General features: G+C 36.4%; 16 protein-coding genes. 10 read left to right on the top strand and 6 right to left on the bottom strand.

What is annotated here, in order from left to right; all coding sequences use genetic code 11:
* Positions 1-176: 176 nt before the first annotated feature.
* Together F6K27_RS23255 and F6K27_RS23250 are read left to right on the top strand one after the other, a co-directional pair.
* On the top strand, positions 177-1,082 hold the full coding sequence (locus tag F6K27_RS23255) for a phosphodiester glycosidase family protein (protein ID WP_287278534.1): 906 nt from the start codon (positions 177-179) through the stop codon (positions 1,080-1,082).
* 541 nt (positions 1,083-1,623) lie between these two features.
* The gene (locus F6K27_RS23250; protein WP_287278532.1) at positions 1,624-2,985 is read left to right on the top strand and encodes an ArsB/NhaD family transporter; all 1,362 of its coding nucleotides are present in this window, start codon (positions 1,624-1,626) and stop codon (positions 2,983-2,985) included.
* Positions 2,986-3,716: 731 nt separating this feature from the next.
* On the opposite strand, the gene F6K27_RS23245 is transcribed toward F6K27_RS23250, so the two are convergent.
* The gene (locus F6K27_RS23245) at positions 3,717-5,192 is read right to left on the bottom strand and encodes an alpha-amylase (protein ID WP_287278530.1); all 1,476 of its coding nucleotides are present in this window, start codon (positions 5,190-5,192) and stop codon (positions 3,717-3,719) included.
* A 256-nt stretch (positions 5,193-5,448) separates the two neighbouring features.
* A complete protein-coding gene (locus F6K27_RS23240; RefSeq protein ID WP_161564550.1) occupies positions 5,449-5,610 on the bottom strand; it encodes a hypothetical protein in 162 nt (53 codons plus the stop codon).
* A 60-nt stretch (positions 5,611-5,670) separates the two neighbouring features.
* On the opposite strand from F6K27_RS23240, the gene F6K27_RS23235 reads away from it, so the two are divergent.
* From F6K27_RS23235 to F6K27_RS23225, 3 genes are all read left to right on the top strand, one after another.
* Positions 5,671-6,441, top strand: coding sequence for a class I SAM-dependent methyltransferase (locus F6K27_RS23235; RefSeq protein WP_287278528.1), 771 nt, complete (start codon positions 5,671-5,673; stop codon positions 6,439-6,441).
* 501 nt (positions 6,442-6,942) lie between these two features.
* On the top strand, positions 6,943-9,669 hold the full coding sequence (locus F6K27_RS23230) for a DEAD/DEAH box helicase (protein ID WP_287278526.1): 2,727 nt from the start codon (positions 6,943-6,945) through the stop codon (positions 9,667-9,669).
* A 207-nt stretch (positions 9,670-9,876) separates the two neighbouring features.
* Entirely contained in the window at positions 9,877-10,116 is a 240-nt protein-coding gene (locus F6K27_RS23225) for a DUF2281 domain-containing protein (RefSeq protein WP_287278524.1), read from the top strand.
* Positions 10,117-10,474: 358 nt separating this feature from the next.
* On the opposite strand, the gene F6K27_RS23220 is transcribed toward F6K27_RS23225, so the two are convergent.
* From F6K27_RS23220 to F6K27_RS23210, 3 genes are all read right to left on the bottom strand, one after another.
* Positions 10,475-10,603: a hypothetical protein gene (locus F6K27_RS23220; RefSeq protein ID WP_287278523.1), complete on the bottom strand. Its 129-nt coding sequence runs from the start codon at positions 10,601-10,603 to the stop codon at positions 10,475-10,477.
* 27 nt (positions 10,604-10,630) lie between these two features.
* Positions 10,631-11,980 (bottom strand): 16S rRNA (cytosine(967)-C(5))-methyltransferase, encoded by a 1,350-nt coding sequence (locus tag F6K27_RS23215; RefSeq protein WP_287278521.1) that lies wholly within the window; start codon positions 11,978-11,980, stop codon positions 10,631-10,633.
* Positions 11,981-12,433: 453 nt separating this feature from the next.
* Positions 12,434-12,586, bottom strand: a complete 153-nt coding sequence (locus F6K27_RS23210; RefSeq protein ID WP_287278519.1) for a hypothetical protein — start codon at positions 12,584-12,586, stop codon at positions 12,434-12,436.
* Between F6K27_RS23210 and F6K27_RS33940 the strand changes: the two genes are divergently transcribed.
* Positions 12,517-12,759: a chemotaxis protein CheB gene (locus F6K27_RS33940; RefSeq protein ID WP_353735321.1), complete on the top strand. Its 243-nt coding sequence runs from the start codon at positions 12,517-12,519 to the stop codon at positions 12,757-12,759. The genes F6K27_RS23210 and F6K27_RS33940 overlap by 70 nt on opposite strands.
* A gap of 1,151 nt (positions 12,760-13,910) precedes the next feature.
* Here F6K27_RS33940 and F6K27_RS23205 read toward each other — a convergent pair.
* Entirely contained in the window at positions 13,911-14,714 is an 804-nt protein-coding gene (locus F6K27_RS23205) for an MOSC domain-containing protein (protein WP_287278517.1), read from the bottom strand.
* A 533-nt stretch (positions 14,715-15,247) separates the two neighbouring features.
* Between F6K27_RS23205 and F6K27_RS23200 the strand changes: the two genes are divergently transcribed.
* The 4 genes from F6K27_RS23200 to F6K27_RS23185 all read left to right on the top strand — a co-directional run.
* Positions 15,248-16,678 (top strand): O-antigen ligase, encoded by a 1,431-nt coding sequence (locus F6K27_RS23200; protein WP_287278515.1) that lies wholly within the window; start codon positions 15,248-15,250, stop codon positions 16,676-16,678.
* 78 nt (positions 16,679-16,756) lie between these two features.
* Positions 16,757-18,166: a glutathione S-transferase family protein gene (locus F6K27_RS23195; RefSeq protein WP_287278514.1), complete on the top strand. Its 1,410-nt coding sequence runs from the start codon at positions 16,757-16,759 to the stop codon at positions 18,164-18,166.
* A 706-nt stretch (positions 18,167-18,872) separates the two neighbouring features.
* A complete protein-coding gene (locus F6K27_RS23190) occupies positions 18,873-19,193 on the top strand; it encodes a hypothetical protein (protein WP_287278512.1) in 321 nt (106 codons plus the stop codon).
* 82 nt (positions 19,194-19,275) lie between these two features.
* On the top strand, positions 19,276-22,234 hold a 2,959-nt coding region (locus F6K27_RS23185; RefSeq protein WP_287278510.1), incomplete at its 3' end, for a two-component regulator propeller domain-containing protein.

Below are 22,234 nucleotides of genomic sequence, written 5' to 3'. Positions count from 1 at the left end.
GAAGGAAAAGGAGCGGACATATCAAAAGCTTAAAACTCACACAACGCCAGATTTTTCCTTCTCTGGTAGATAACTAATCGCCTAGATAACTAAAACATTCTTCCTTCTACCATAATACACCAAAGCTAGAATATAACAGATTCTTTGTACTGCTATAGTTATGAGGACTTTATTTAATGTCTCGCTCTAGAATTTTTACATGGCGATCGCTGTTGACTATTAGCATAGTTTTAGGCTTGGTTTTACTACTAACAATTACTACTATACTTGCTGTTATTCGCCCACCTCGAACTAACACTAATTTATTACTATTTCCAGGCATTATTTATCAAAGATTTGCCTTTTCTCAACCACGCCCGGTGATGATTCATGTTGTGACTATAGCTCTGAACACGCCTGGAGTTAGAGCATTAGTTACACCAAGAATTTCTACTTCTCCAGATATGAAAATTCGTGCCCGCACCACTTCTGAATTTGTCAATGAATTTGATTTACAACTAGCAATAAATGCCAATTTTTTCTCCCCCTTTTATGAAAAGACACCTTGGGATTTTTACCCTAAAAGTGGTGATTTAGTTAATGTAGTTGGGCGGGCAATATCTAATGGTGATGACTACTCTATAATTGATAGAAACTGGCCGACTTTATGTTTGAGTGTTAATAATTATGCTCAAATATCAGATAACTCTATTTGTTCAGCTCAAACTATTCAAGCTATCTCTGGTAATTTAATTTTAGTTGCTAATGGTCAAGCAGTTACTCTGCCAAAAAATTCACCTTTGAATCAAAAACCCTATCCACGGACAGCAGTAGCAATTAATCAAACAGGAGATAAATTATGGTTAATTTTAGTTGATGGTAAACAGCCTTTTTATAGTAATGGTGTTACTTTGGCAGAATTAACTAAATTTATTATTAACTTAGGTGCTGATAAAGCATTAAATTTAGATGGTGGTGGTTCAACAACTTTAGTAGTAAATTCTAATTCCCAAGCTAAATTATTAAATTCACCAACTCATACTCTTGTACCTATGCGTGAACGTTCAATTGCTAACCATTTAGGATTTTATGCTCTACCTTAGACCAGTTTGATAAATATTTGCTACAAATAGATAGGCTATTTCTTCGGAGTAAACCCACACCTAACCCCTCCTAGGAGGGGAAGTCAGGAGTCGTATGGGAATGGCTTCGCTATCATTTTTTAGGTCGTAAATTATCTTTTTTGTCAAAGGGACATTCAATATAAAGCCTTTTAATCATCCACATGATTCATAACATTCTTTTTTTTAATTGGAATTAGACCGGAAATAGAGAAAAAAATTGAATATTTTTCCCTTAACTAAGTCCTGACTACTACTTGCTAAAAATTATTGTAGTAATATTTTTTGAAAGTGTTATGAACCAGATATGAAATGATTGAAGAATAAAGAAGGAAGGACTGAGGTTGGAAAAAGAAAAAAGTGGATGGAGAATACTCAAATAAGCAGCTCTGCTCGACGGAACTCCAACAAACTTGTAGACACTGCAGGTGAGGTGTGGGGTATTAAACCTTAAAAAAAAAAGATAATGTTATAGTAAGTTTAGAAAAAAATCTCACAAAAACAAATAATAATCACCTATATTATGGGTTGGCAAATAGTCTTAATTCCATTGATTTTTCTAGGTACTCTAATTCTTGTATTTTGGCAGCCAAAAGGTTTAGATATAGGTTTCAGTGCAATGATAGGAGCCTGCCTAACACTCACAACTGGTCTAGTTTCTCTAGCAAATCTACCTACATTGATTTGGGCAATTTTAGTAAATACTACCTTTACCTTACTAGCTTTAATAACTATTAGTTGGATATTGCAGCAAAAGGGAGTTTTTCGTTGGTTCGGTTTTCATATTGCTAATTGGAATCTGGGTAGCGGTAAACTTTTATTTGTCACACTGCTAATATTAGTAGCTCTAGTTAGTGCTATTTTCACTAACTATGGTAGTACCTTATTATTTCTACCAATAGTAATTGAAGCTCTAATTTTACTCAAGTTTACCCCTACAGAAATTCTCCCATTTTTGATAGCTTGTGGCTTAGTTACTGACATCAGTAGTCTACCATTTTCTATCAGTAACTCAGTCAATTATATTGCTGCTAGTACATACAATATTTCTTTTGATAGTTATATAATTGTCATGCTACCTATTACTTTTGTGACAATTACTATCAGTATTATTATTTTGTTTTTTTACTTTTGGTCTGATATTCCTAGGAAATATAAAAACTTTAGATTCAGAAAAAATCATCTAGAAAGAGCATTACCAGCAGTCAGTATAAAACCAAAAGTTAGTCTGGAACTTGCTGAGGAAAATCAAAATAAACATAATTTATATCTACAATCAGAAGAATTACTAGAGAGTGAAAAAAATCACAAAATTTTAGTTGATGCTTGGCAGAATAATTATCGATTCCAAGATTTTATTTCTCAAACTAAATTTTTAACAAATTACTGTTTTTCTCTCTTTAAATTGATATTTTATCCTTTCCTACCAGTTATTTTATTTATCTGGGCAATGTACATAATAGTTTTTAGTCTGAGTAACTATGGTTTAACAGATGTAATTAAATCTCTGTTAGTTCAAATCTCTGGATGGGGATTTTCTCTAGCTATTATTGCTACTGGTTTTTTATCTGCATTTATTAGCGCAGTCTGTAATAATTTACCATCTTCTTTGATTAACATATTGACAATTAAAACTGCACCAATAATAGATTCTAATATTTCAGAAGCAATGGTTTATGCTACTATTATTGGCTGTGTTGTTGGTGCTAAAATTACTCCTATTGGTAGTCTGTCTACTCTATGTTGGTTTTATATGATGAAGCAACATGGTTTTCAAATTAGTTGGAAAAATTACTGTGGTATTAGTTTAGCTATCATTTTACCTATTTTATTTATTAGTCTTTTGAGTTTAATTATTTGGCTGCCAGGAATGCAAATTAATTAAATGCGAATATACCAATTATATAGAACCAATTTGTAATCTATTTAAAAATAGATGGGGAGATGGGGGGATGGGGTGTATTGAAGTATTTTTAATTCTTGCTTCAATCAATTCACGACTCCGTGCCTCTAAAATTTTTACGCGGGTAAATATATCAAAAATCGCTCCTTGGAAATGGAATAACTTAATTACTTATCCCACACTTTACTGATGCACTACCGAAATTATCAATTTTTGGTGTTGGTGAAGCGCGTGTATGATATTAATTTTCGTTACTTAGGAGTCAGCGAGTCATATCATGTCCGGTAGCATTGGTATTGTAAGCGTGAAGGTAAGGAAGATGGAAGAGGTAAGAAGGAAGAAGGCTTAAGAGTAAGAAAAAAACTTAAATTTCCTGTAGATATTCACCCTTGGATTTACACAAGGGAAGGTAAGGAAGATGGAAGAGGGAAGAAGGAAGAAGGCTTAAGAGTAAGAAAAAAACTTAAATTTCCTGTAGATATTCACCCTTGGATTTACACAAACGATACCAACGGACATAATATCAGGAGTCAGGAGGGAAGAAAGAAGAATAAACAGGAGTAGAAGGAGAAAGTTTTTTGGTCGCGTAAAGGTCACGGAGTTCTATCGAACTCTTATCCGGACATAATATTATACCTCAAATCACCAACGCCCAATTTTTTTCCCTGCTCCCTACTCCCCACTCCCTCTTTTCTGAAAATGTCTATTAGTTATTATTCTTGTAACCAAACAGAAACTGACCCGCCATTACACCGAAATTTAGCCCAACCAGAGTCATTAGTATAAATGGGTTCCTGAATATGTTCCGTGAGGTCATAAAACTTAGCATTTGGTTTACCCACTTCCATCCACTTGTAACCTGGATAGCTATCACTCATAATTACAGCCATTGCTTTCGGATGTTCCTCATTACCCAAACGAGTCCAACCTACAGTATTATAATGATCGAAATAATCATATTGCTCCCCATAAGCATAATATTTCCGGGCAAAAAGTAACTTATCAATTATCCAACGGTGGGATGGTAAGAAAATCTTGTAACGGTTGCCATCTTTCCCATAATCTTCATACTCTGCACCATAATAGTCAGCATAAAAAACACAAGGATATCCTTCACGACGCAACAAAATAATGGCATAAGCTAAAGGCTTAAACCAAGGTTCAACAGGAGCCTCCAATGCTTGTAAAGGTTGGGAGTCATGGTTTTCCACAAAAGTAACAGCATTGACCGGACGTTCCTGCATCAAAGTACTATTGAGAATATGGCGCATATCATAATGTCCGCCCGATTTACTCGCATAATAAAAGTTGTAATGTAGAGGAACATCAAACACAGACATTCTGCCACCAACTGAATTAATATACCAGTGCAACGTACCAATATCGTTGAACCAATATTCCCCAACCATAAATAAATCCTTCTGAAAATGATGTTCTAATACATCTATCCACAGAGGAAAAAACCAGGATGAAATATGTTTGATAGCATCTAGACGGAAACCATCGACTCCCGTAGTTTCTATATACCACTTACCCCAACGTATCACTTCATCCCGAACTTCTTTACTCTGGAAGTCAATATCGCATCCCATCAGGTAAGCATAATTTCCTTTCTCCAACGCCACATAATCATCAAAGCTTTTCCCTTCAAATAGATATATAGTATTTTGTTCCTTGCTATAGTCATCATAATCTACTGCATCAAAATGCCACCAATGCCACTCAAAGTCAGAATACTTTTTTTGCCGACCAGGAAATGGAAAATGAGTATAACCTTTAACTTCACGCATTCCACCCTTGGGATGAATGCGGTTATCCTTGGAAAAAGGAGTTGCTTTGACAATTTCTGTTCCATCAGCACCCATGCGGTGGTTGAGAACTCCATCAGCATAGACATCAATACCAACATTGTGTAGAGCTTGAATAGCATCTAAATATTGTTGGCGATCGCCATATTTGGTCCGAACAGTACCTTTTTGGTCAAATTCCCCCAAGTCATACATATCGTAAACCCCATATCCCACATCATAAGTCCCCCCTATACCTTTGTAAGCTGGTGGTAACCACATGGCGGTAAAGCCTGCATCTGCTAATTCTTGGGCCTTACTTGCCACTTGATTCCACAGGATAAGATTTGGGTCAATATACCAGTGGAAATATTGCATCATTACGCCGTTAATTTCTGCCATGTTCGGAAATCCTCAAATCTATCAATATGATTATGGCTGTTTCGTGGGGGTGAAGCAATAGCGACATTCTTGAAAGGATTACTGGTCCTCATTTTTAGCCATTCTCAGCCTTCTTCGTCAACTACATAAATTTTCAATTCTCACCCAAAGAGATTAATCAAGATAGGTAAACAATAAAGCCCATAATACCAGTTATATAAGTAGAGCAAGGAATATTTAATTTATATTCAAAATTTTGAAAAAACTGGGGCAAGTTTTAGGTTTGGCTCAAAGCCGAATTTTCTTGGACATATTCAACAGTGTTCATAACCGAATCAATCTCAACTTCTGCACCTACGCGAACCACAAATTCACTGGGTCCAAATTCTGTACCAACATTTCCCCATATGTCTAATATTTTTTTTAATTTATATGCCATGATTTGATAATTGAGTTAAATTTATTAAAAGTAATATTAGTTAAGGTATGCTGAGATAAAATGAACCCACTAAATCGATTTTCCGATCGAGCCGAAGATTATGCTCAGTATAGACCAAATTATCCAAAAGAAGCGATCACTTTAATGATTTCTGGATTTGAAAATCCTTCAGAATTATTAGCAGCAGATATTGGAGCTGGTACAGGTATTGGTTCTAGAATGTTAGCTGAACAAGGTATTAATGTCATAGCTATTGAACCAAACCTTAAAATGAAGAATGCTGCTCAATCTCACCCTTTAATAGAGTTTAGAGAAGCAACGGCAGAAGCGACTAATCTTCCTAATGAATCAGTTGATTTAGTAACTTGTTTTCAAGCTTTTCATTGGTTTAATCTGGAACCTACTTTACAGGAATTTCACAGAATTTTAAAACCCTCTGGCAAATTAGCACTTTTATGGAATAACTGGAATAGAGAAGATGGATTTACTAAAGAAAATAGTAACTTAATGAAGCAGATATCTAAACATCATCCAAACACTAAAAAAAAGCGACGCTTTTCAATTGCCTCCATAGAAAAAAGTTCCTATTTTGTCAATTTTCAACATTCAACATTTACTCACAGACAAGAGTTAGATTTGCCAGGATTAATAGGTCGTATTATGAGTTCGTCATCAGTGCCAAATCAAGGTTATGAACGAGAACAAATTACGGCAAATTTGAAAGCATTATATGATCGATGGGTAGATAAAAAAGGTCTAGTTTATTTACTATATCGTACAGAACTATATGTTGCTGAACCCAGGTTAATAATTACTCCAAATCAGTTTTGACAGAACTTAGTAATGCTGTCAGAAAATTTTATTTTTATTTCTACTTAAAAAAATAACTTTGAGCGCAGAGTATTAATTGTGTAGAAAAAATCGTTAAAAATATGATATCAAATCCTTTTAATTAGGTATAAAAATATTGTCCATCTTCACCATTGCCAAATCTTTATAACTGTTTTCCCTCCTGACTCTTGTACGTCGCTAATCCGACGTCTCCCCTACCTGACTCCTGACTCCTACCTTCAAAAAATTTTATACCGATGCTACTGGATTTTATATGACATCCGTCAGATAGACTTTCAATACGCCGACCTCTTCCCTTGAAGAAGGAGACAGGAGACAGGAGGAAAATTACATGGGGATTCTAACCCCAAGTAATTTTGAACACCGTGTAGACGGTGAGGTATTAAACCCACAAAGAAAATGATAATTATTGTCCTCCATTGCTGACTATTTTAATGCACCATTTTAGCTGTGTCAGTCCACTACTACTAAAAAGCTAATATGACAGATAAACCTACAGATTATGTTGCTATTCTCCAAGCTGCAGGAAATCAATTACTATTACCTCCAGAGTGGTTAAAAATTGGTGCAAAAATTTATTCTCCTGAATATGGTATTGGTCAAATTACAGCAGTATTAGGCAAACGTTTAATTGTAGACTTTCTAGAAAATACAACCCCAGTACATTTTCCTGATTGGCAAATAGCAATTAATCAAAAACAAATTCATCAAAGAGATAGTAAAAATTTTCAGACTAAGAAGTTAAAACAGCCTGAAAAATCAAAGATTACTTCCGCAGAAATAGCAGCTATTCCCCGACCAGTATTTCAAACAATAGCCCAAGAATTTTCAGATAAATTAGTAGCTATAGAAAATACACCACCAACTCCAGGAAAACTTTATCCTTTGCCAGAATATTTACCAATAACTCTCAAAAATTATCTCATTTTACAAAAGATTACGGAACTCTATGAACATCAAATTGAATCATTAAACGCTCTGAGAAAAAAATTAGACCTTTGCATCTTTACCCCCACAGCTTCTGGTAAAACTCTCTGTTATAACTTAGGGATTTTAGAATCATGTTTACAACAACCTCAGACCACAGCATTATATATTTTTCCCCTCAAAGCATTAGCATTAGACCAGATGCAAAAGTTGGAAAAAATGGTCTCATACTTTCCCGAAAATTCTGTCAAAATTGGATTAATTACAGGTGACACATCCTCAAAACAAAGGAAAAAATTATTTATCCCCAACCCACCCAATATTTTAGGAGTCAGCCCAGATTTATTACACTATCAACTATATAGAATTAGAAGCAAAGATGGAGAAGGATGGCGTAAATTTTTTCAACAACTCCGCTATGTAGTTATAGATGAATCTCATACTTATAGAGGTGCTTTTGGCGCTCATTTTGCCAACCTAATGCGCAGATTAAAAATGGTGGTAGACAGAGTAGGAGGAAGTTCAAAAAAACTACAATTTATTTTTAGTTCAGCTACTATTGGCAACCCCGCAGAAATGGCAATGAGATTTAGCAACCGATCTGAGGAACCGGAACGACTTCATCTAATATCAAAAAGTGGTGCTGATAGTGCTGGTAGAACAATTTTATGTTTGGAACCTAGCGAAACTGCTAACCCCGATGCTTGTCAAATAATTCTGTCTTGGTTACGCCACGATCTAAGTGGGATAGTATTTTGTAATTCTCGCAGTGCTGTGAAAAAACTCCTGGGTATAATTAAGCGAATAGCTGATAAGAATGGTGAGAGTTATTTAGCAGATAAAGTGGCAATTTTTTATGGTTCTTTGCAATTTAATAGACGACAGGATATTATCCAAAAATTAGAAGCTGGTATAGTAAAAGTTATTCTTTCTACTTCTGCATTAGAAGCAGGAATTGATTTACCAGGACTTGATTGTTGTTTGGTGCGTGGTTATCCTGGTAGTTTAATGTCATGGCGACAGAGAATTGGTAGAGCAGGACGTAGAAATCCTGGGTTAGTGATGTTTTTACCAGTAGCTCAAAACCCGTTGGATAATTTCTATGGAAATAAACCAGATTTATTATTAAATGGTGAGGTGGAAAGTGCTGCTTTTAATCCAAATTATCCTACTATTTTGGGTAAACATTTAGAATGTAGTTGTGTAGAAAGTGGTGTACCTTTGAATGAAATAACAGAACGTTTTGGAGTTGTGGGAGGAGCTATTGCGGATAGCTTATTAAAGCAGGAAAAAATCTATATTAATAACTCTAATCAACTTTGGGGATCTGGTTATCCTCATCGAAATATTAATATTCGCGGTCATGCTCAAAATGATGTGGAATTAATCAATATTAATACTGGAAAAAGTTTTGAAAAAATGCAAATGACTCTGGCACATCAGGAGGTCTTTCCAGGGGCAATTTATTTAGCCCAAAATTATAACAGTGAGTTAATTTTTTATCGTTCTGAGAATCTCGACTTAGATAAAAAACAAGCAATTTTAAAACCTTTAGGCAAAAATTGTAATTTAGAAAGCAAACCAAAAACTGAGTTAATTATTCAAGAAATTCAGCAATTAGCAAAATCCCAAATAATTCAAACAAATATTCCACACGCTAGATTAAGATTAAGTTTAATCTGGGGAGAAATTACCTTTTCAGTAACAGGATATGACTTGTTTGCTACTGAATATATAAAAGGAGGTGAAATTACTAGAATTGTAGATGGAGGTAGTTTCGATCCACCCTATAAAACTCAATATCAAGCTCCAGTTGTGAAGGTAGAAATAAATTATGCTTTTAGCAATGCTATACGGGAAAATATGAGACAAATTCAGCAGCAAATAAAAGAGAAGTATCAAAGCATAATTCCAGATAGTTTTAAATATTTATGGAGCTGTAATCCAGATTTTATTGCATTGCATAGTATGGGACATCAACTAATGTTTGCTGTGCCTTTAGTAGTGTTAAGTTCGAGTCAAGATGTTCAATGGTTTGTGAAGCAAGAGAGAGGAGAAACTGTCGGTTATTTTTTTGATACTTGCGATGGTGGAAATGGTGCGAGTGAAGCAATTTTCAATCAATTGTTGAAGTTTGCACAGAAAGCAACAGAATTAGCCAAAAATTGTGATTGTGAATATGGTTGTCCCCGCTGTTTAATTCATCATAGTTGTCCTCAGCAAAATAGAGGTTTATATAAAGATTTAGGGTTATTAATTTTGGAGGCGATCGCTGTTTAGGGAGTAGGGAGTAGGGAGTAGGGAATAGAAAACAAGAAAAACAACTGTACCTCAGTAACTTGAGAAACGCTATATCGCCACTCGGTTATTCAGTCAAACTCTTACAAAGTTATATATGATATAATTATGAGTATTGACAACTGATAACTGAAATTACACAGTTTTTGATGAGATTTTTATCCCTATTATTTGGTGAGAATAAAATTTATGAATACTGATATAGCTTTGTGGAAAGTTGTAATTAATCTGCCTGAATCTCTGAAAAAAGAACTGTCGAATTATGCAGAATATTTACGAGAAAAATATCCGAATAATCCACAATCTACAGAAAAGATGGAAACTGTTAAGGGTTATGGTAGTTGGGCAGATAAAATTATTATGTCAGATGATTTTGATGAACCATTAGAAGATTTGGCAGAATATATTTCAACAATGAATAATGAATAATGAATAATGAATAATTGTTGAACTCACACTTCTTGGGAATTGCAATGACACCTACCACCTAACACCTAAAAACTACCACTTACCAAATAATTAATAATTAAACAATTCAGGTTTAAAGCTTCCCCTTTTAAGGAGATAAAATCAAAAATTTTCCTTTTAGTCAATCCCCTTATCTTAAGAATAAGTAATAATTAGGGCTTACCGATAAAATATAAAAGTATTGATATATAAAGGTTTGAGCATTTTTATGATTGAAAAAACTGCCCCTGTTTCAGTTGAAAACCCTCAAAAAGCTAGTATTTTAGGCAAGAGTTGAGCAGAAAAATCATTCTGACAATTCTTACTCCTACCTCCTCGCTCATTCCCATTTCTCCTGACTTCCCCTCCTGGGAGGGGGAGGGGCGAGGGGTGGTTCGTCTCCTGTCTCCTGTCTCCTGTCTCCTGTCTCCTGTCTCCTGTCTCCTACCTCAGCAAAAAGACTTTCCATACGCAAACCCTAATTAATTATTAATTATTAATTATTAATTGTTAATTTCTGACACTTTCTTCTCAATTTCACCATAAAAAAACCATCCATGTGTTCTCTATGAGGCCAAACTTTTACCCATCCTTCCGCAGTGGGAGACACTATAAAATCAATAGTTGGCGCTTCAATTTCCCACTCAGAATTATTGGTCAAAAACTTCTCAATCACCTCCTCATTTTCTAAAGAATGAATTGTACAAGTTGCATATACCAAAACTCCGGCTGGTTTGACCCATTTGGCAGTATTTTCTAATAACTCACTCTGAAGTTTTGAGAGCTTTTGAATATTCTCTGGAGTTTGTCTCCACCGTGCATCCACTCGACGGTGTAAAGTTCCTAAACCAGAACAAGGTGCATCTAATAAAACTCGGTCAGCTTGATTAATAAATTCAGGAAAACTTCGACTATCTCCTATATAAATAGAAATAGATTTTAACTGCAATCTTTCAGAATTTTGTTCTAACATTTTTAGTCGAGAAGCTGTTTTATCAATAGCAAAAATTTTGCCATTATCTCCTATTAATTCTGCTATGTGAGTTGTCTTACCTCCAGGGGCAGCACAGGCATCAATGATGATTTCTCCTGGTTGTGGATTTAATAAATAACTAACTAATTGAGCGCTACTATCTTGAACTGACCACCAACCCTCTTCATAACCCGGTAATTTTTGAATTGAACCTACTGCACCTGTTAGTCTTAAAAGTTGGGGAAATTGAGGTATCCAGTTAACACAAATACCTGTATTTTTCATAGCTGTTTCTACTTCTGTAATTGAGATTTTGAGTGGATTAATTCTTAAATCAAGGCTCGGCGATTGATTGAACCATGAGCATAATTCTTCAGTTTCTCTTAAACCTAATGTCTCTATCCAATATTTAACTATCCAGTCAGGAAAACTATATAATGTTCCTAATTTTTGTACTGGATTTTTGGGCAAGTCAATCGTCAATTCTCGCCGAATATATTCTCTGAGTAAACCATTAATAAAACCAGTTAATTTAGCCAGTTTATTTTCTTTTGCTAGCTCAACTGTAGTATTAACTGCTGCTGATTCTGGAATTTGTGCTAAATAGGATAATTGATATAAACCAATATGGAGAATTATCCGTAAGTCTGGATGTTGTTGGTGAGATTTCTTTTTTGCTAATCGATCGATAATTGCATCAAGCGATCGCTGCTTTCTCACACATCCATAAACTAACTCTGTAACTAATCGACGGTTGGCATCAATTAAGTCATTTTTTCTCAAATTTTTATCTAGAGCAAAATCAGCAAAAGCTTCTTTTCGATACACTTCTTGGAGGATAATAAAAGCTAATTGACGAGGATTATTATTCACTACAATTAATTAAAAACAAATTAATAACTTTTTTGATTAATTACGAAATTATAGCATGATCATATAAATGCATAATTTTAACTTTAAAGAAGCGGTCAGCACTCAGCACTCAGTAATCAGTAGGATTATTTTTTTTACGTTTAGAAAGGGATTTCAAAACCTCCTAAACTATCCGGTTTATAGAAAGCGGGGATTTTAACCCAGAGTTCTAAAAGCTGATAGCTAGTTAAACTGTTCAAAATTTAAAATGGGTAGGCAAATATTGACTGATTGAATAGTAAGCATTTCCTATGGCTAATAGTTGAAAAGTCTTTCCCTATTCCCTATTTTCTTGAATAGTTTACTAAAATAAGTAGTCAAACAAAACTAATTGTATATTTGATAGTCCGATTAAATAGGTAGGACAAATTATTTTTATAGCATTGATTAAAGAAGTGAGGTACAACATATTGCCTATTGCCTATTCCCTGTTTCCTCTTCCCCATTAAAAAATGAAATTACAACTAGAAAACCAATTTTTTGTCGTAGGTCTAGCAATATTTGCAGAGAATCTAAAACTATTAGAAACATTTTTTTCTCATCTGCCAAAACAACTAAATATTGCATTCATAATAGTAGTCCAAAATCAATCTGCTAATTTTCCCAGTCACCTTGTCCAACTTCTAAAAGGAAAAACGATCCTCACAGTCCATAAAATAGAAGATGGAATGATCATAAACCCCTGGACTGTATATATTGTGCCAGAGGGAAAATATCTACACTTATGTAATGTTGATTGAGTATGAATGGATTGGAAAAATCTGTAGAATTATCAAACATACCAATCAAAAAGGTACTCGTTTTGAATATGTCTTGTCTTGTATTAATGATAACAAACCTTTTTTTACACCACACACGAAAAATTAATGCCTGTGTCTGTCGATCGCCTATAATATCAACAAGTCCGGCAGCGTCTGTATAATAAAAGGTTGTTTCTAGTAGTCAGTAGGAATAGCTTCAATATCATTTTTGAGGGCCTGCGCAATTCCTTTTTCTCAAAGATCAATCTGACTTCCAGCATTTTAGTTGACCTCATTATTTATAACTTTCTTGAGTGCATACTGCTATCATGGCCAATCCTATCGTTATAGCAAGCTACTACCCAACACATAGCGCTATAATATCATGTCCGGTTGAACAGTTATAAATAAATGATGGAGGAGTCAGGAGTCAGGAGGACTTCCTCAGGAGTCAGGAGGGAATAAAGAAGAAGAAAGAACAGGAGAAGGATAAAGTTTTTTGGTCGCGTAAGCGGAACGGAATTCTATCACGCTCTTATCCGGACATGATGTAACTCACTTTGATGGCATTGTAAGTACGCGCCAGACAATAAAACCTGCAAATAAAACATAACCTGCTACTCCTACCCAGTCTTGCCAACTTCCAGATAATTGACTTTCCATAATTTCACTTCCTATTAATTTTGACTTATATATGATATCAAATCCGTTTAATTCGGTATAAAAAAATGTTCCATCTTCAACCATTACCAAATATTTCTCGATCTCCCCATCTCCCCATCTAATTACACCGATGCTACCGGATTTGATATGACTTACGCATGAACGCGATTGGTAAGGTGTGTTAGCGATAGCGCACAAACTCTATAGCGCTGTGCGCAGGCAACACATTTGGCAACAACTCCGGAAGGGGGAATAAAAAGCTGATAATATAAGACTTTTAGCTATTGGACACCTCCTGTGATTTGTAAATATGCCAGCGCACAAACTCTACTTCTATTGTCAGTGCCTAAGTCCTGTTATAGCAAATAATGGGTTACTTAGGACTTATACTGATAATCAACCGTAAGACAGGGAAATATTTTTCCCACTGTTCCCTGTTGCCTGCTATAGACTATCATAATTATTGATTGTTGTAAAAAATATAGAAATTAATCACTCAAAACTTGCAAAAGATCGCCAACCGCTACACTCCCATCACTATCAACAGTTGCCAATACTCCCGTGTGAGCGTGACCAAATTTTTCTTTCAACACCGATAATAAAGGAATATCGCGATCACCTGTTTCTGGATCGACCTCAATATTCATACACCGTCCAATTTTAGCAGTAACAGTAATTTGAGCATTACCCAAGCGCAACTGTTTTCCCACCAAGTTAAACTCTGACCAAGCATCCATGCCATCCACAACTACATTAGGGCGAAACCTCCGTATATCTAATATCTTCCCTGCCTTTTCTCCTAAATCATCCATAGTTGCCTGACTAATAATAGAAATATGTACAATTTCGCGGTCGGGATAACGAGTTGTATTACCATTTCCCACTAACTGCACAGGAGCTTTTTGAGGATGACGCGCTCCTTTATTCGGTGTGAGAGTAGTCAAATAATCTGTGAAAAAAGCACTAATGCGATCGCGTTCCTCAGATAAATCTGCATTTGCCTTCAGCAACTCAACTTCCTGCCGTCGCACAGTCAAAAATCCAGTTTCTGGGTCAAACTCGCAATTCAAAGCAGCTAAACCAGGCCAGTCATTTTGTACTGCAAAATGCTTTTTACTCATCCAAGGTATAACTTCTGGTATTGTAGAGTTATCAGAGTCGAGAAACATCAAAGCAAAAGCGCGATCGCCTTTAATGCCAGATCCTGAAGTCAGGAAAAAATCCTGGCAAATTTGAGGAGTTAATCCTTTAACTGGATGAATAAATAATTGTTTAACTGTTGCTAATTTCATGTTATTTTTTATTATTGGAGATGCTAGTGGAAAAAAATTAGACCCTTATCTGTTGGGTTTGCTAGCGCTTAACCCAACCTACTTTATTACAAGTTTATATCATTATGCGTTTTCCTGCTCCCTAAAACTTATCATTTTGTACCTCACACTTTTTGGGAATTACTATTGCTATATTAGAGAGTGTTTGTAAAATGAATATAATGTAGTAGACTTACACAGCTAAAACTGTGCATTAGTTTTTAACTTGAAAACTCTTACTTTTGACTTTTGACTTTTGACTTTTGACTTTTGAATTGAATCTAATGCACCATTTAAGGTGTGTCAGTCCAGTAGAGTACGTTAGTATCACGTAACGCACTATCCCACAGCTAGGCAATGTTTTTTTCCACTGTTGCCTCACAGGAGTCAGCATTCCGCAAGCGAGCTGGCGTCGTCGCGGGGTCTGACCGCTGTTGCCTGTTGCCTGTTGCCTGTTGCCTATTCCCTGTTCCCTGTTGCCTATTCCCTGTTCCCCGCTATAATACCTAAAAAAATTGAATCATAATTCTCATCGTTATTTACAAAAAGAGTGGAAGTTCACTCAAATAGGACTATTACTGTTTCCTATATTACCAACTATAGGTATATTAACTCTAATTTTTGCCGTTATTAGCAGTTGGCAACAAAAATGGCGCAGCATTATTCGTCGTCCCCACAATATAGCCTTAGCTGGTCTTGCTGTCTGGTTAACGATCGCTACATTTTTTGCATTAGACCGCCAGGAAGCATTGTTAGGACTAGCTAATTTATTACCATTTTTTGGAGTATTTGCTTCCTTGAGTACTCTCATTCAAACTCCCTCCCAACTGCGACGACTTTCTTGGGTAATGGTACTCTCTTCACTACCTGTAGTCATTTTAGGTTTCGGACAATTATTTTTTGGTTGGTCTGGCCCCCTGAGTTTACAAATTATTTTAGGTTGGGTACTTGCACCACAAGGCAACCCTCCGGGGAGAATGGCTTCAGTATTTATGTATGCTAATATTCTCGCAATTTATTTGACGGTTGTATTTATTCTAGGGTTGGGGTTGTGGATTGAAAAATGGAAATTTTTATTTGACAACAGTGTGAGGACAGAGAGCGCACACCCAAAAAGGAAAATGGGTCGCTTCAATATTTTTCATGGTGAGTTGTCTCAAGAATTTGTTTTTTTAACAGTGGCAATAATTAGTAATGGCATTGCTTTGGTCTTGACAAATTCACGCAATGCTTGGGGGTTAGTGGTATTTGCTGGTCTTGCTTATGCTATTTATCTTGGTTGGCATTGGTTAGTATGGTTAGTAATGACAGCAGTGGCAACTGTATTTGGAGCTGCTTTTGCTCCTGCACCTTTACAGAAATGGTTACGAGTAATTGTTCCGGAATACTTTTGGGCACGACTCACAGATCGAGATTTTGACAGACCTGTAGCCATTCTACGCAGCACCCAATGGCAATTTGCTTGGAATATGACTTTAGAAAAGCCTTGGAGTGGTTGGGGTTTGCGGAATTTTACTCTTGTGTATGAAGCACAGATGCAAATGTGGCTTGGTCATCCCCACAATTTATTCTTGATGCTAACGGCAGAAACTGGAATTCCTGCTGCTTTGTTTTTGTTTGTTTGGGTGGGTTGGATATTGGCAAAGGCAGTATTGTTATTAATGAATTGGTCATCAATTTATTCTAGAGGAGACCGTTTAATATTTTTTAGTTATTTAGTAGCTTTTGCTGCTTGTACTATATTTAATATGTTTGATGTGACTTTGTTTGATTTACGAATTAATACCATAGGATGGTTACTTTTAGCTGCAATTTGTGGGTTAGAGCGCTGCGCGCAGGCAACAGGCAACAGACAACAGCGGTCAGACCCCGCGACGACGCCAGCTCGCTTGCGGAATGCTGACTCCTGTGAGGCAACAGGGGGAATAAAAAACCGAGTCCTGTAGTGCATTATATCCTTGGGGTGAGGGCGGGTCGATCGGATAATTTCAACACCATTAATTTAACGCGGAACCCTCCCCCTAGTGCAACATTGGTGTGTCACGCCACTACGAAATATTTATTTTACTTTGATTTATGATAAAATTTCAGATAAATCTATTCCACAAATAAAGCTAGCAATGAAAACAGAGACATCTCAGCAAAAATCTCTTCCTGAGTGGGAAGAATTACTAGAGGTTGCCCAACAAAATACTACAGCAAAATGGATATCAAGACCAGGACAAACACCTGCCACTGCAACAATATCCAGTCACCTCCATCGACTCAGTCCTGGGGAAAAACCTTCTGTCTTGCTCTATCGAGATACTCATGGTTGGTGTCCTTTCTGTGAAAGAGTTTGGTTTGCTTTAGAAGAAAAACAAATTCCTTTTGAAACTGAATTAATTGATTTATCAAACAAACCACAGTGGTATAAGGATATGGTGCCAACAGCATTGGTTCCCGCAGTCAAAATTGAGGGGGAGTTAGTTTATGAGTCTAAAGATATTCTGCTTGCCTTAGAAAAAAAATTCGATCGCTTTCCTCTACTGCCGATCGCCTCTCAAGAAAGGTCTGCGGCATTAGATATGATTGAGAATTTTGATGCCAATGGTTTAGTTAAGTCAGGATATGCGTTTCTCCGAGGTAAACCTGCTAATTCCGAAAAGTCTACAGAAACTATTCCGGAACAGATAGCGGCACAACTGCTGAATTTGCAAACAACTTTTGAGACAAAATTAGACCAGTTGGAGCTATTATTGGGTCAATATCCTGGTGTTTATTTTATGGGCGAGTTTAGTTTGGTGGATATTATGTATACTCCAGCTATCAGAAGGTTCGCAGCAAATTTACCTGTATTCCGGGGATATTCTCTATACGACAATGACCGCTTTCCTCGACTCAATCAATGGTTGACAGCTATCAATAAACGTTCCTCTTATCAACGGATCAAACCTAGTGCTCGAACTAATAATTTGATTATGCACAAGTTATTTGGCGTACAACCTATCCATAAGAATAAATCTCTAAGTGTTACTCAACCACAACCCCATGGAGAAGTAGAAAGTCAAACAGAAGAATATTCTATGGAGGCAGCGGCGAGATTAAGTAGTAACTACCAAACTGTGATTGCTGATATTATCAAAAATTCGGGAATTAAAAAATGGGTGATTCAGGAGACTTTACCCAGTATTGAATTAGCTATTGAGCGGCATTTGAGACGTTTAGTTCATTGTTTAATTGAAGGAAGTATCCCATTATTTTCTGACAAACCAGTTGACTCAAAAACTGACCAACAGAATGAAGAAAAAGAGGAATCTGCTGCTGATGCTGCTGTAGGAGCGATCGCCCTTGCTTTTCTCAGAAATAGAGTTTGTGTTCCTCGGGATATGAGTGCGGGAGCAGCAGTTGCTTTAGAAACAACAATTGATGCTATGTTGTCTAGTATCTACTAGACATCTCCTAGACATCTCCAGAAAAGAGGGAGTAGGCAGCTTTGTTGTAGGCAGTAGGCAGTAGGGGGGAAAGAATTGATAATTTCTGTGTAATAAGGGAATAGCAGAAAATAAATTATCCCAATTTTTGTATTCTATCGTTAACTAGCTACTCTCTACTCCCTTACTTTTTCAATTTCTTCCCTACTCCCTACTCCCTAATCCTTTGAAGCTATCCCACTATTTTTAACAAGTTTATTTGTTTAAGTAAAATGTGTTTGAAAAGCTTGATTTTTCGTTTTTAACTATCAACATATTTAGAGTTTTTAGCAAAAGTCTTATTAGTGGGATAGGTTCTTACTTTATTACTTTATTAAAATAGAATAGAAGTGAATCTAATTAGTGGGACTTACACAAAATCAAGCAATAAAATAGGCTCAAATATAGATAGGCACAGGCTTTTACGTCAAAAAGGTAAAATCCTGAATTACTAAGGGTGCTAGCCATTTTTAACGCATCGACGTAATTCCCTTGTCTAGACTGACTTTGACGCATTTTTCCTACCAAAAAATGTCTAATATCATGTCCGGATAATAGCGTGATCAAAAACCTTTTCCCTTCTAACCTCTTCTTTCCTTCTGCCTCCAGCATAGCTGCCTTCTGCCTTACCTCCTCCAAAGTGTAAGTATTCAACCGGACATGATATAAGTACCATTAGAGGTAATTTGTGGGGCTAGATTTAGTAAGTTGGGTAATACCAAAAGTAGGGGGTTATCTTGTGAAAAAAGCGGGCGATCGCCTAACTCAAACTTTGAATAAAACAGATAAAACAGATATAGAAAAGGCAATTAAATCTGGAGAAAAAGCTGTGAAGGAATGGGAAAAAGAACTCTCGCCTCAACAGCTTTTGTTTTATGCGGCTAAACCGGATGGTTGGAATGGATTTAATAAATTTCTGAGTCAATATTTTGAACATTCTGGTGTTTTGACAGAATTAGAAAAACCATATATTATGAAAAGTCATGTACAAAAATCGTCTAAAAAATAATAAATATTATAAGCCAAACATAAACAATAGCGGAACTAAACTGTTTGGGAAACATCCCATTCGGATAGGGTGCATCTCATATTTGCAAAAATACTTTTTTCCTATATATTGCCTATTGCCTGTTGCCTGTTGCCTGTTGCCTGTTGCCTTGGGAGAAGACCACTCCTTTCAGACTGAACAGAAAACAGTAGAAAATTTAGCTACCTTGGCAAAGAAACCAACACCACAGGTACTGCGAGCAAGAGATGCAGGAAAATTTACCAAATTTAAACATATCACCAGCAAAGATGGACTTCCGGAAGATAGAGTCTGGAATGTTGTTCAAGATAATGATGGGTTTATGTGGTTTGCGATGAATGGTGGACTCATTCGCTATGATGGCAATGGAATGAAAATTTTTCAGCACGATCCTAATAATCCTGGTAGTTTAAGTAGCGATCGCACTAGAGACCTATTGATAGACCGTAGTGGTACACTCTGGATTACAACTTGGAATGCTGGACTTAATCAGTATGTACCTTCCACAGAGAGTTTTACCCACTATCATCACGCTCCAGATAATCCCCAAAGTCTCAGTAGTGATGCTCTTCGAGCTATCCATGAAGACAGTCAGGGAAATTTATGGATAGGTACTTTGGGTGGTGGACTGAATAAACTGAATCGAGACACAGGCAAATTTACTCGCTACCAACATGATTCCACAAATCCTCACAGTTTGATTAATAACGATGTGTTTAAAATCTATGAAGACAGCGAGGGTGTACTTTGGATAGCAACTTATGGTGGTTTGGAAAAGTTTGACTATGAAACAGAAAAATTTACCCATTACCAGCACAATCCAGACGACCCCCATAGTCTCAGCGACAATGTTGTACGAGGAATTTATGAAGACAGTCGCGGGAATTTATGGGTGGGTACTCAAAATGGTCTCAACACCTTAGACCGGGAAACCCAGAAATTTACTCGATATCAATACAATCCCGATGATATAAATCAGTTAAATAACAATACAGTTTTTACAGTCTCAGCGGTTGAGGATGATGCAGGTTTTCTGTGGTTTGCGACTTGGGGTAATGGACTTTACCGATTCGATCCCCAAACAAAAACCTTTACCCATTATGAACATAACTCTGGCGATCCCTATAGTCTCAGTCATGATAATACTCTTCCGCTCTACAAAGACAAAATCGGCAAATTGTGGATTCCCACAGAAAGGGGTGTGAGTATACTGGATCTTTTAGGCAAATCATTTATTCATTATCGTGCCATCCCTGGGGATGATAATAGTTTGAAACATAATGGTACTAATGCTATTTATGAAGACCGATCTGGTATTGTCTGGATTGGAGGTAGTGGTGGGTTAACCAGATTTGACCGAGATTCAGGACAATTTACCCATTACGAATACAACCCTAATAATTCCAATAGCTTAAATAACCCGACGGTTAAATCTATTTGTGAAGACCAAAAAGGGAATCTTTGGATCGGTACTATCGGGGGAGGATTGAACAAGTTAAATCTCAATACCAAGCAATTTACTCATTACGTTCACGATCCTAGTAACTCTAACAGTCTCAGCAATAACCTTATCCATGATGTTGAGTGTGAAAGTCAAACGGGGACGATCTGGATTGGCACCTGGGGAGGAGGTTTAAACCAATTCGATCCTGAGACAGAGAAGTTTACCCACTATACTCACGATCCGGACAATCCCAAAAGTCTGCTCAACAATCAAATTCGTGTTCTTAATGAAGACAGAGAGGGAAGACTTTGGATCGGTACTTTAATCGGACTAGATAAATTTGACCCTAAAACAAAAACCTTTAACCACTACTATTACCGTGGCAATGACCCAAATATAATTGGATATAATCTCAGTACTGCTGCTACTATCCAAGACATATATGAAGACCAACAAGGTCAACTTTGGGTCGGTAGTAGTTCAGGATTAGGAAAATATGACGATCGCCAGGATAAATTCATCCAATATACTGCCGATCGACATGGATTACCAAGAGATTCGATCTATGGCATCTTAGAAGAGAATACCTCTACCGATAAAAAAGGAAAAGGTTTGTGGTTGAGTCATAGTAGTAAGGGACTGACGAGATTTAACCCTGAGACAGAAAGTATCCAGAATTATGATGTGAGGGATGGACTACAAAGTAATGCCTTTCTTTATAGCACTGCTCAACATAAAACTAAGGATGGTACACTTTGGTTCGGTGGAGTAAATGGTATCACTGCTTTCTATCCAGAACAAATTCAGGATAATCCCAGTATTCCGACCGTATTTATCACAGACTTTAAACTGGAAAATAAGCTTGTTCCTATTGGTGAAAATTCAGTTCTCAAGGAATCTATCCTCAAAACCAAACACTTAACTCTCTCTTATAAAGACCGAATCTTCTCCTTTAGATTTGCAGCATTGAATTACCAATCACCAGAGAAAAATCGCTACAAATACAAACTAGAGGGATTCGATCGCGACTGGAATGAAGTAAGTAGTAAAGATAATTCTGCCACCTATACCAATTTAGATCCAGGCAACTATGTATTTCGGGCGATCGCCTCGAATAATGATGGAATTTGGAACGAACAGGGTGTTTCTATCAAGATTACAATCACACCACCTTGGTGGGAAACTCTTTGGTTTAGAGCAGCGATGGGAATTTTATTTTTGGGAGTTGTACTAGGTGGAGTGTGGTGGCGTATATATGAAACTGAAAAACGTAATCGCGAACTGGAAACTGAAGTCAAAAAACGTACTGCTGAATTACAAGATTCAAATCAACAGTTAGTTATTGCTAAAGAAAAAGCGGAAGTAGCAAATCTTGCTAAAAGCACTTTTATCGCTAATATGAGTCACGAATTACGCACTCCATTAAACGCCATTTTAGGATTTTCCCAAATTATGATGCGTTCTCAAACCTTATCTCCAGAAGAAAAAGAAAATACAACTATTATTAATAAGAGTGGCAACTATTTATTAACCTTAATTAATAATATTTTAGACTTATCTAAAATTGAAGCAGGGAAAA

Origin of the sequence: Okeania sp. SIO2F5 (assembly GCF_010692685.1) — a bacterium.
GTDB lineage: Bacteria > Cyanobacteriota > Cyanobacteriia > Cyanobacteriales > Microcoleaceae > Okeania > Okeania hirsuta.
This window is presented reverse-complemented; position numbering and strand designations above follow the sequence as displayed.

Excerpts from the sequence above, each read along its gene's own strand:
- F6K27_RS23255 (WP_287278534.1), top strand. The coding sequence starts at position 177 with ATGTCTCGCTCTAGAATTTTTACATGGCGATCGCTGTTGACTATTAGC.
- F6K27_RS23240 (WP_161564550.1), bottom strand. The coding sequence starts at position 5,610 with ATGGCATATAAATTAAAAAAAATATTAGACATATGGGGAAATGTTGGT.
- F6K27_RS23245 (WP_287278530.1), bottom strand. The coding sequence starts at position 5,192 with ATGGCAGAAATTAACGGCGTAATGATGCAATATTTCCACTGGTATATT.
- F6K27_RS23250 (WP_287278532.1), top strand. The coding sequence starts at position 1,624 with ATGGGTTGGCAAATAGTCTTAATTCCATTGATTTTTCTAGGTACTCTA.
- F6K27_RS23235 (WP_287278528.1), top strand. The coding sequence starts at position 5,671 with ATGAACCCACTAAATCGATTTTCCGATCGAGCCGAAGATTATGCTCAG.
- F6K27_RS23225 (WP_287278524.1), top strand. The coding sequence starts at position 9,877 with ATGAATACTGATATAGCTTTGTGGAAAGTTGTAATTAATCTGCCTGAA.
- F6K27_RS23205 (WP_287278517.1), bottom strand. The coding sequence starts at position 14,714 with ATGAAATTAGCAACAGTTAAACAATTATTTATTCATCCAGTTAAAGGA.
- F6K27_RS23220 (WP_287278523.1), bottom strand. The coding sequence starts at position 10,603 with ATGGAAAGTCTTTTTGCTGAGGTAGGAGACAGGAGACAGGAGACAGGA.
- F6K27_RS23210 (WP_287278519.1), bottom strand. The coding sequence starts at position 12,586 with ATGCAATATTTAGTTGTTTTGGCAGATGAGAAAAAAATGTTTCTAATA.
- F6K27_RS23230 (WP_287278526.1), top strand. The coding sequence starts at position 6,943 with ATGACAGATAAACCTACAGATTATGTTGCTATTCTCCAAGCTGCAGGA.